A 9,504-nucleotide genomic window follows, 5' to 3' on the forward strand; every position below is an offset into this window, starting at 1 on the left:
CGGTCGGGTCAGCGCGGAGGCGGGTTCTTACGGCGTTTCCGACTCGTCGCGCTCTCCGCTGTCCGCTGCGGGCCGGTCGGCGTCGGTGCCGACTCGCCGAACGCCTGTTCGCAGTGCTCGATCAGCGCGTGCAGGGCGGGACCGGTGGAGGGTTTCCACACCAGGGCGAGCAGGGCGGGGATGTCGACGTCGGCGAGGGGGAGTGCGGTGAGCCGGTCCCGATAGTGCGTGGCCATCGATTCGCTGAGGAGGGCGACGGCCAGTCCGCGGCAGGCGAGCTCGACGAGCGCGTCGGCGGCACTGGCCTCCAGCGTGACCGTGGGTTCGACACCCTGCGCGGTGCAGGCTTTGTCGAACACCGTGCGCAGCCCGGTCCCGGATGGCATGCAGGCGAGAGGGTGGTCGACGAGGTCGTCCAAGGTGACGTGCGGTCGCTTCGTCAACGGATGCCCGGGCGGGACGACGGCGACCAAGTGGCTCGCTCCGTGCTGTGAAAACGCAGGAAGGCGTCCTGCATGGCGTCCTCGGCTTCACCCGCGGAGCCCAGGAGGCGGTAGGCCACCGCGAACAAGCGCGGGCGCTGCGCCTGGAACTCTCGCAGCGCTTCCGGTCGGACCATCCGCTGAGCATACAAAGCCGTTCCGAACGTGTTCGTGCGCACGACCTCGTCGCGTGACGATCAGGCCCTGCTCGGTGATGGGGTGAGTTCCGCGGACGAACGAACCATCCTCTGCTGCGTCGTGACAGCACTACGGGGGCGACTACGACGATCAAGCGCGTCGACTACGCATACCCACCGTCGCGGACATCGTCCCGGGGGCGTCGACGGCGTGCGCGGCACCGCCCGTGTCGAGCACGTGCCGCGCTACTCATCCGTGAAGCTGACCGTGAGACGCCCGAAGCCTGTCGGATGCTCGCCAGGAGAGGGAGCCGGTGATCTGCCTGTCATCCGGGTAGTGGCGGATCACCGTGCAGTACCTCGTGTGGCTGGTTCAGACGTGCCGTGCTTGGGCGTGGAGCCGGGCCATCGGCCGGTAGTTCGTGGCGTTGGCGCGGATCGCGTCCTGTTCCTCCGGGGTCAGGGGGCGTCGGACCTTGGCCGGGACACCCGCGACGAGGGAACCCGGCGGGATCTCCGTCCCCTCGAGCACCACGGTCCCCGCGGCGACCAGCGTGCCCGCTCCGATCCTGGCCCCGTTGAGGACGGTGGCGCTCATCCCGATGAGGCAGTCGTCGCCGATGTGACATCCGTGCAGCACGGCGCGGTGGCCCACGCTGACACCCGTGCCGACGGTCACCGGGAATCCGGGATCGGCGTGGATGATCGTGCCGTCCTGGATGTTGCTGCCGCGTCCGATCGTGATCGTGTCCCGGTCGGCGCGCAGCACGGCGGTGTACCAGACGCTGGCCTCCTCTTCGATAGTCACCGCGCCGGCGAGCACCGCGGTGGGGGCGCTCCAGGCGGTAGGAGCTACCGAGGGCTGCTTGCCGTCGACGATGAGCGCGGTGTGTTCCCTGCCGGTCATGCGTGTCCTTTCCGAAGGGAGGGTCGCTGTCACAGTGCCGTCGGTGCTGCCACCGCCCGAACCAATGGCGGGCACCACCGACCACGAGCATGGTGCAGCCGAGCCTGCGTCGTGGGAAGGTCGCCTGTCGAGATCACTCCGGCGTTCGGAAGAGTTCCACGCCAGTGGGTAGGGCGGGGACACCGCCGACGCTGACGTCGCCGAAGGGGTCGAAGGACAGGACGAGCAGGTCGAGAGCGGTTGGAGCTCGGCGGTGGGTGTGGCCGACCGACGCACACACCCACCGCCGAAGTCGTCGTCCGCGGCGTTATCCGCCGCGGGCCGGTCACAGGCGTTCGGCCACCTGCACGATCCGGCGTGCGGCGTCGACCGCGGCTTGGTGGTCCTGTGAGAAGTTCAGACGCACCGATTCGGGGAAGTCTCCGAACTCCGGGCCCCGGGTGACGGTGACAGCCGCTTCGGTACGGAGTTTGGCGACGAACTCGTCGATACGTCCCTTCGCGGCGGGCACGTCGAGGAACAGGTAACTACCGCCTTCGGTGAGGCGTGTGCTGACAGCACCACTGGCGCTGAACACCGCGTGCAGATCGTCGCGAATCCGGGCGTGGTCGGCGATCCGCTGGTCGAGCCAGCCTTCGGATTCGGCGAACCACGGTTCCAGGGCCGCCTGCATGTAACCCGCGGCACGCAGGGACACGATGCCCTGGAGCTGCTCCATGCGATCGATGATCGCGGCGGGAGCGATCGCCACGCCGACGCGGCATCCGGAGACGGATTCCGTCTTGGACGGACCGATGAGGGTCAGGCACCGCTCACGCGCGTGTGCCCGCAAGTGTGTGAAGGGGTGTTCGCCGAAGATCTGTCGTGAGTAGAGCTGGTCGACGATCACGAAGGCGTCGAATTCGGTGGCGAGAGCCGCGATGGCCTCGATGTCCTCGGAGGTGTACACGGCGCCGGTCGGGTTGTTCGGGTTCGAGAACACCAGAAGGCGAGCGCCGCCCGCGAAGGCCGCTCGAAGCTCGTCCAGGTCGAGGCGGGCGGGTTCCCCCTCGGCCGTGCGGTAGGCGAGCTCGACGGGGACCGGTGTGGCCTCGAGGTATTCGACGATCTTGCGGTTGGCGAAGTAGTCCGGCGCGACGACCGCTACCTTGTCACCGCGTTCGACCAGGGCTGAAAGCGCGAGGAACAGGCCGCCCTGTGTTCCGGGCGTGACGATGACTTCGCTTGTGGGGTCGATCGGCGCGCCCGTGAACGTGCTCAATCGCTGTGCGACGAGCTCCCGGATGAAGGAGTGGCCCCGGTAAGGCGAGTACGCGTAGCGTCCGCCGTCGCGAAGTGCTGCCGTGACGGCGTCGACGACCTCGGGCGGAGGTGGGAACGCGCTGACATCGCCGTGGGAGAAGTCCACGTGACGCAACCCTTGTGGAACCTCGCTTCGTTCCTGGCCGGGTGCGTGATAGGCGTTCATGCGTTGGAAGCGGTGTGGGGCGGGCCACGGGGCCACAGCCATGTCATCCATCCTCTCGAAACGGTCGCCTGGTGCGCCTGGGAGCAGGTGGGTTCAGATGCGAATCCGGAGAAACGCCCACCACGACTCGGTTAGTGTGCTGACCCGGAACCTTAAATGTCAACATTCAACATTGACCACGTGGCATACTGGCCGCATGCGCACACGAGCTCCACTCGGACCCGTCAACGCCCGTGGCATCGCCGCCGAGGCTGCTCACATGATCCGTGAAGCGATCATGAACGGAACCTTCCGACCGGGGGAGGAGCTCAGGGAAGGAGCCCTGGCCGAATCCCTGGCCGTCAGTCGAGGGTCCGTGCGGGAAGGGCTGTCGATCCTGGAGAGGGAGGGCGTCATTCGCACGGGCTGGCATCGGCCCGCCACGGTGATCCCCGCCTCCAAGGAGCACGCCCGGAACCTCTACCGACTGCGCGCGGGCCTCGATCGCATCGCTGCCCAGGGCGCGGCGGAAAGGGCGTGTCGCGGCGGTTTCTCCGAGGTCCTGGAACGCTTGCGCGCGGCGGTCGAGGGTGGAGTCGCCCGCAGTGAAGTGGTGCGCGCCGACCTGGAGTTCCACGACGCGGTGTACGGCCTGGCGGACAACGAACCCCTGACCAGTGCCTGGCAGGCCATCCGCTCCCAGATCCGCCTTTACCAGCTGTTGCGCAGTACCGAGCCCGAGGTCGGTTACGACTCGACCCTGGTCGACGAGCACGCGCGCTACGCCGAGATCCTGGCCACGGGCGATGTAGACGCTGCCGGCCGCTATGCCGAGCGGCACGTCGAGTCGGCGCTCGAAGGCCTGTTGGCGCGGCTGGTCGACTGACGGGGAACTCCCGCGGTCGAACTGCCGCATAAAAGTCAATGTTGACATTCGACGTTGACAGTGTGAGGGTGGTGCTCATCTCAGCTCGGCCCCGTGGGACATGGCGCGTCCCGCTGTCCTACTCCACGGGATCCTCACCGACTCCCCCGCGTTCTCCTTCGACCGCGGGAGCGGCTCAAGAGGTGCTGACGTCCAAAGGAGGATCATGTCGAGGTCCATCGATCTCATTGCCGACCTCGGCGAGGGATTCGGCGCATGGACGATGACTGAGGATGACGCACTGACACGCATTGTCACCTCGGCCAACGTCGCGTGCGGATTCCACGCGGGAGACCCCTCGACCATTCGGGAGACCGTCGCCCTGTGCGTCGATCGCGATGTCGCCGTCGGTGCGCATCCGAGCTTCCCCGACCTTCGGGGTTTCGGCAGGCGTCCGCTGGAGCTGCCGCCCTCGGACCTCGAGGCCGACGTGCTCTACCAGCTCGGCGCCCTGGAGGCCTTTCTCCGCCCCTATGGACGGCGTCTCCACCACGTGACGCCGCACGGCAGCCTCGGCAACATGACAGCGGTTCGCGAGGACTACGCGCGTGCTGTCGCCCGGGCGGTGCGCACCTTCGACCCGGAGCTCACGGTGGCGTTCCAGGAGAGCTGGATGACACGAGCCGCCGAAGACGAAGGACTGCCGGTCGCTCGGATCGGTTTCGCGGACCGCGGTTACAACGACGACGGCACACTCGTCGCCAGGGCTTCGCCCGGGGCTCTCGTGACGGACACCGAGGAAGTCGCGACGCGTGCCGTGCGCATGGCCGTCGAGGGCGTCGTCACCAGCGTGTCGGGCACGACCCTGCCGATGCCCTGCGACAGCATCCTCGTCCACGGTGACAGCCCGGCCGCCGTGTCCATGGCCGCCACCGTGCGGCAACGCCTCGAATCAGCCGGTGTGACAGTCGCCGCGTGGCCCGGTCGTTAACCCACTGCTTCCTTACTCTTCCCCGCAGAAGGGATCACCATGAGTGATGTCGAGCGTGCCGAGGCGGCTGTCTCGGCCAAATCGCCTCGCGGCAAGCTCTCCGGCCGCCTTCTCCCGCTCTTCGGTGCCATCGCGCTGATGGCGACGAGCGCCATCGGGCCGGGATTTTTGACCCAGACCGCCACCTTCACTCAACAACTCGGTGCGGCGTTCTCCTTCGGGATCCTCATCTCGGTCCTGCTGGATCTCGCGATCCAGATGAACGTGTGGCGCGTCATCGGCGTCTCGGGCCTGCGCGCGCAGGAGCTGGCGCAACGAGTCCTGCCGGGGCTGGGTGTCGTCCTGAGCCTCATCGTGTTCGTGTGCGGCTTCATCGCGAACATGGGAAACGTGGCCGGGGCCGGTCTGGGGCTCAACGTTCTGTTCGGACTCGACCCTCGGTGGGGAGCCGTCATCACCACCGCGCTCGCCCTGGTCATCTTCATCAACCGGTACTTCATCAAGATCATGGACCGGACGACCGTTCCGCTCGGTCTCATCATGCTGGGGCTGACCCTGTTCGTGGCGATCGTCAGTTCCCCGCCGGTGGACCAGGCGGCTCTGCAGACCGTGGTCCCCGAACAGATCGACATCCTCGCGATCACGACGATCGTCGGTGGCACCGTCGGTGGCTACATCACCTATGCCGGTGCGCACAAACTGCTGGCCAGCGGGATCTCCGGCCCCGGCAAGGCGCGGGAGATCGCCAACACCTCGGCGATGGGTGTGATCGCGACCGGTGTCATGCGCTGGTTGCTGTTCCTCGCGGTGCTGGGTGTCGTGTCGGCCGGAGCGGTCCTCGACATCACGGACAACCCCGCCGCCGACGCGTTCCAGGCCGCGGCGGGCGACATCGGCTTCAAGATCTTCGGCATCGTGCTCTGGGCCGCCGCGATGACGTCGGTGATCGGTGCGTCCTTCACCTCCGTCTCGTTCATCTCGACGTACTCCCGGCGTCTGCAGGAACGAGAGGGACTCGCGGTGGGCGCGTTCGTCGTGGCCTGCTGCACGGTGTTCCTGCTCGCCGGGCAGACGCCCGTCACCGTCTTGGTCTTCTCGGGCGGCTTCAACGGTTTGGTGCTGCCGCTCGGTTTCTCGGTGACCATGTGGATCGCGTGGCGTCGGCGCGACCTGTTGCAGGGGTACCGCTACCCGAAGTGGCTCATCGTCGTGGGAGTCGTGGGCCTGATCGTGTCGTGGGTGCTCGCGGTGTTGGCCTTCGAGCCGGTCTTCGCGCTCCTGCAGTGAGTCTGTTTGTGAGAAGGAGAGACCGATGAACCCGGAATCGTGGCGCTCGTTCACTCCCGAGCAGGCTCGACGGAGGATCCGAGACGGCTACACCGACACGACGTCGGGCTGGTGCGACGGATGGGCGCAGGCCAACCTCCTGGCGGTTCCCCGCGAGCACGCGTTCGACCTGATGCTCTTCGCGCAGCGAAACCCGAAGGCGTGCCCGTTGCTCGACGTCTTCGACCCCGGTGCCAGGAGCAGCGCCCGGTTCCGGGGCGATATCACCACGGACCTGCCCGCCTACCGGGTGTACGAGCGAGGGGAGCTGGTAGCCGAGAGGAACGAGGTCGCAGACCTCTGGCGGGAGGATCTGGTCGCTTTCCTGCTCGGCTGCTCGTTCAGCTTCGAACGGGCGTTGACGGAAGCCGGCATCGAGATGCGGCACACGTCGGCCGGGAAAACGGTACCGATGTACCGGACGACGATCGCCTGCGAACGTGCGGGTGTCTTCTCCTCTTCGATGGTGGTCTCCATGCGAGGTGTACCGGCGAGCCGTGTGCCGGATGCCGTGCGGATCTGCGCGCGGTACCCGGCCGTGCACGGTGCGCCGGTGCATGTCGGGGATCCGAGTCTGATCGGCATCACCGATCTGGGTACTCCGGACTGGGGCGACCCACCGGTCCTGCACGACGGCGACGTACCCGTCTTCTGGGCCTGCGGGGTGACGCCCCAGGCCATGGTCATGGAATCGCGTCCCGAGTTCGCGATCGCCCACGCGCCGGGCCGGATGGCCATCACCGATATCCGCGAAGCCGATCTGATCACACCGTGAGGGAGGTGGCATGGAGGGCGGAGTCCACATCACCTCGCAAGGGGACGCGGCCGTGCGGGTTCGGTTCACCGCAGGTGATACGGAAGAGCGTTGGCGAGGCGTGCGGCGTCTGGTCGCACGCCTGGACGACCTACGCCTTCCGGCGATCAGCGGGGTGGCGGCCACGTACGACTCGGCGCTGGTCGAGTTCGACAGTCTGAGTATCCGCCCGGAGGATCTGGAGTCGCTGCTCCGCTATGTGAGCACGCAGGACTCGTCCGCGCCCTCCACGCCCGGACGTAAGCCGCGGTACTTCCGGGTCCCGGTTCGGTACGGCGGGGAACTGGGGCCGGATCTCGGCCTCGTGGCGGATCTCTTCGAAGTGACCGAGGACGACCTGATCGCGAGACACAGTGCGGGGTGGTACCTGGTGCGCTGTTTCGGCGCGCCCGCGGCGTCGCCGATGATGGACGGACTCGGTGACGACGTCTCCGTCCCCCGTCGAGCGGACCCGCGCGTCCGCGTTCCCGGAGGGTCGGTCGCGTTGGCGGGTGCCCAGTCGTTGATCTATTCGGTGAACGCACCGGGCGGTTGGCAGCTGATCGGACGCACACCCGTCGAACTCGTCTCCGCCCACCACGACGAGGTGTGCGCCTACCACCCCGGTGACTTCGTGAGCTATTTCCCGATCACCGACGAGGAATGGGACACCTACGAGGGCCTGACGATGGAGGACTTTCGTGTCGAGCGGGACTAGCACGGCCACTGTCGCCGAGGCGATCTTCGCGACGCTCCAGGACGCGGGACGACCTGCCGGCGCATCGTGGGGTATCGCCGCGAACGGTGCTCTCGACCAGTTCTCCTACCACTACGGCAACGCTCTCGTGGGGAACGACCGTAGCCTCCCGTCGCTGGAAACCGTGATGACGGACCTCGTGGTCCGGTTCGACCGCGCGGTGGTCGCGGCCGTCACCGGAGCGGCCGCCACGGTGACCATCGGTGGGCTACCGGCTCGTATGAACCAGACGGTCGTCGTGCCCGCCGGTGCGGAACTGGCTGTTCGTGACATCCGAGACGGCCTTCGGTGCTATGTCAGTGTCTTCGGCGGGTTCCACGGTGGGGGCACGTTCCTGGGCAGTGTGGCCCCGGACCGCACCTTACGTTTCGGGCTCGACCTCGTTCCGGGGCTGACCCTCGATTGCGGCCCGCCCGGACGGTTCGACGTCTCCAGCCAGGAATACCCGTTCCCTGTCCTCGACCCTCCTCGGAGACCACTGCTGGCCCCTACGGAGCTGGGTGTTCTACCCGGTGAGAACCGCGATCTCTTCGAGAACCAGGCTCGCGATCTGTTCGAGGACGAGTACGTCATGACGGACAAGACCGATGCCGTGGGGTCACGCTTGCAAGGCCGTATCCCCCGACGTTTCGACAAGAGGGAGATCCTGTCGCGTGCTCTCCCGATCGGAGCCATCGAGGTGCCGGGTGGGCACGAATTGTTGATATTGAACCGAGGGCGAGGATTGTCGGCCGGATATCCGGTGATCGGGGTCGTCTGTACTTCATCGATGAACGTGTTGTCCCAGGTCCGCCCAGGTGAGAGAGTGCGTTTCGTGCCGATCACACTCGAAACCGCACGGAGGTTGCGTTTCTGGGAAGCCGAGATCATCCGATCGACTCGCGAGAGGATGACCAAGATCATCGACTCGGTCCCCGTCACCGGGCCCTGAGAAGACATCGTTGAGCGACCGCGATGTGAGGTGAGAATGCTTCATCCTGAACTGGCCGGACTGCCCGTCCCGCAACCGCAAGGCCATTACCGGCCGGTGAGGTGCTGCGCTGGAATCGTCGTGACCGCGGGTATGACGCCGCGCCTACGGGGAGAAATGCAATACCCAGGCCGCGTCGGAGCCGAGGTTACCGTGGAGGAGGCACGAGAGGCAGCACGTATCTCGGTTCGTAACGCGCTGATGGCACTCACGCTCGAGGACCAAACACTCCAGCGCGTGCGCATGCTCAGGATGACGACCTACGTAGCGGCTGTCGATGGCTTCCGGGATCACTCCGTTGTCGCTGACGCGGCTTCCGATGTACTGATCCAGGTGTTGGGTGACCGTGGTGCCTGCGCTCGATCGGCTATCGGTGTGGCCTCGTTACCCGGGCAGGCCTGTGTCGAGATCGAATTGACGGCGAGTCTCGATCCGAGCTGAATCAGGGGCGGGGTTCTCTCAGGACGGCGCTCTGTTCTGAGTCAGTGCAACGGCGCGCATACGCAGCCGAAATCGGCCGGGCAAGCTTCCCTTCGCAGTTGTGGTGCTCGATGCGGAAGTAGGCTGAAGAGGGCCGTTCGGGTACGGCGAGATTGTTCACGCTGTGGTTCTTTCACCGCGTTATTGCGATCGGTCTAGTGTGTCCGCAATGTCCAATGTGCCGTCGATATCACTGTGCACACAGGACACCGACGGTGCACCATGCGTTGCCCTGTGGCGGGAAGGGCGGGACTCGCCTTCGCCCTTCCCGCTCGGATGTCGTGATTACTTGACGGCGGCCAGCGCGTTCACGAGCCCGTGGCCGTAGAACGAGTTGTACGCCGCAGGA

10 protein-coding genes and 1 pseudogene are annotated in these 9,504 nt (G+C 66.6%); 7 read left to right on the top strand and 4 right to left on the bottom strand.

The annotated features are described in order from the left end of the window. Window positions 1–8: 8 nt before the first annotated feature. The 4 genes and pseudogenes from M7H19_RS11880 to M7H19_RS11895 form a co-directional block, all read right to left on the bottom strand. Entirely contained in the window at window positions 9–473 is a 465-nt protein-coding gene (locus M7H19_RS11880; protein WP_363321371.1) for a LysR substrate-binding domain-containing protein, read from the bottom strand. 11 nt (window positions 474–484) lie between these two features. Then, window positions 485–619, bottom strand: a pseudogene (locus M7H19_RS11885) (sigma factor); the annotation flags it as partial. 373 nt (window positions 620–992) lie between these two features. After that, window positions 993–1,526, bottom strand: a complete 534-nt coding sequence (locus M7H19_RS11890) for a gamma carbonic anhydrase family protein (RefSeq protein ID WP_298180817.1) — start codon at window positions 1,524–1,526, stop codon at window positions 993–995. Between the two features lie 325 nt (window positions 1,527–1,851). Beyond that, window positions 1,852–3,036, bottom strand: coding sequence for a pyridoxal phosphate-dependent aminotransferase (locus M7H19_RS11895; protein ID WP_298180819.1), 1,185 nt, complete (start codon window positions 3,034–3,036; stop codon window positions 1,852–1,854). A gap of 154 nt (window positions 3,037–3,190) precedes the next feature. Between M7H19_RS11895 and M7H19_RS11900 the strand changes: the two genes are divergently transcribed. From M7H19_RS11900 to M7H19_RS11930, 7 genes are all read left to right on the top strand, one after another. Further along, the gene (locus tag M7H19_RS11900; protein ID WP_298180821.1) at window positions 3,191–3,859 is read left to right on the top strand and encodes a GntR family transcriptional regulator; all 669 of its coding nucleotides are present in this window, start codon (window positions 3,191–3,193) and stop codon (window positions 3,857–3,859) included. Window positions 3,860–4,064: 205 nt separating this feature from the next. Then, a complete protein-coding gene (locus M7H19_RS11905; protein WP_298180824.1) occupies window positions 4,065–4,829 on the top strand; it encodes a 5-oxoprolinase subunit PxpA in 765 nt (254 codons plus the stop codon). A 39-nt stretch (window positions 4,830–4,868) separates the two neighbouring features. After that, complete coding sequence (locus tag M7H19_RS11910; protein WP_298180826.1) at window positions 4,869–6,116, top strand: NRAMP family divalent metal transporter; 1,248 nt, start codon at window positions 4,869–4,871, stop codon at window positions 6,114–6,116. 25 nt (window positions 6,117–6,141) lie between these two features. After that, window positions 6,142–6,930 carry a putative hydro-lyase gene (locus M7H19_RS11915; protein ID WP_298180828.1) on the top strand — a complete coding sequence of 263 codons (789 nt, stop codon included), beginning with the start codon at window positions 6,142–6,144 and terminating at the stop codon, window positions 6,928–6,930. Between the two features lie 10 nt (window positions 6,931–6,940). Further along, on the top strand, window positions 6,941–7,666 hold the full coding sequence (locus M7H19_RS11920; RefSeq protein ID WP_298180830.1) for a carboxyltransferase domain-containing protein: 726 nt from the start codon (window positions 6,941–6,943) through the stop codon (window positions 7,664–7,666). After that, window positions 7,650–8,636 carry an allophanate hydrolase gene (locus M7H19_RS11925; protein WP_298180832.1) on the top strand — a complete coding sequence of 329 codons (987 nt, stop codon included), beginning with the start codon at window positions 7,650–7,652 and terminating at the stop codon, window positions 8,634–8,636. The genes M7H19_RS11920 and M7H19_RS11925 overlap by 17 nt, the downstream gene beginning before the upstream one ends. A gap of 36 nt (window positions 8,637–8,672) precedes the next feature. Beyond that, entirely contained in the window at window positions 8,673–9,116 is a 444-nt protein-coding gene (locus tag M7H19_RS11930) for a RidA family protein (protein ID WP_074988035.1), read from the top strand. The last annotated feature ends 388 nt before the right edge of the window (window positions 9,117–9,504 follow it).

It is taken from the genome of Saccharomonospora sp. (assembly GCF_027317685.1).
In the GTDB taxonomy this organism is placed as follows: Bacteria; Actinomycetota; Actinomycetes; order Mycobacteriales; family Pseudonocardiaceae; genus Saccharomonospora.

Coding starts and splice junctions, on each gene's coding strand:
- M7H19_RS11890 (WP_298180817.1), bottom strand. CDS start 1,526: ATGACCGGCAGGGAACACACCGCGCTCATCGTCGACGGCAAGCAGCCC.
- M7H19_RS11920 (WP_298180830.1), top strand. CDS start 6,941: ATGGAGGGCGGAGTCCACATCACCTCGCAAGGGGACGCGGCCGTGCGG.
- M7H19_RS11900 (WP_298180821.1), top strand. CDS start 3,191: ATGCGCACACGAGCTCCACTCGGACCCGTCAACGCCCGTGGCATCGCC.
- M7H19_RS11905 (WP_298180824.1), top strand. CDS start 4,065: ATGTCGAGGTCCATCGATCTCATTGCCGACCTCGGCGAGGGATTCGGC.
- M7H19_RS11895 (WP_298180819.1), bottom strand. CDS start 3,036: ATGGCTGTGGCCCCGTGGCCCGCCCCACACCGCTTCCAACGCATGAAC.
- M7H19_RS11915 (WP_298180828.1), top strand. CDS start 6,142: ATGAACCCGGAATCGTGGCGCTCGTTCACTCCCGAGCAGGCTCGACGG.
- M7H19_RS11930 (WP_074988035.1), top strand. CDS start 8,673: ATGCTTCATCCTGAACTGGCCGGACTGCCCGTCCCGCAACCGCAAGGC.
- M7H19_RS11910 (WP_298180826.1), top strand. CDS start 4,869: ATGAGTGATGTCGAGCGTGCCGAGGCGGCTGTCTCGGCCAAATCGCCT.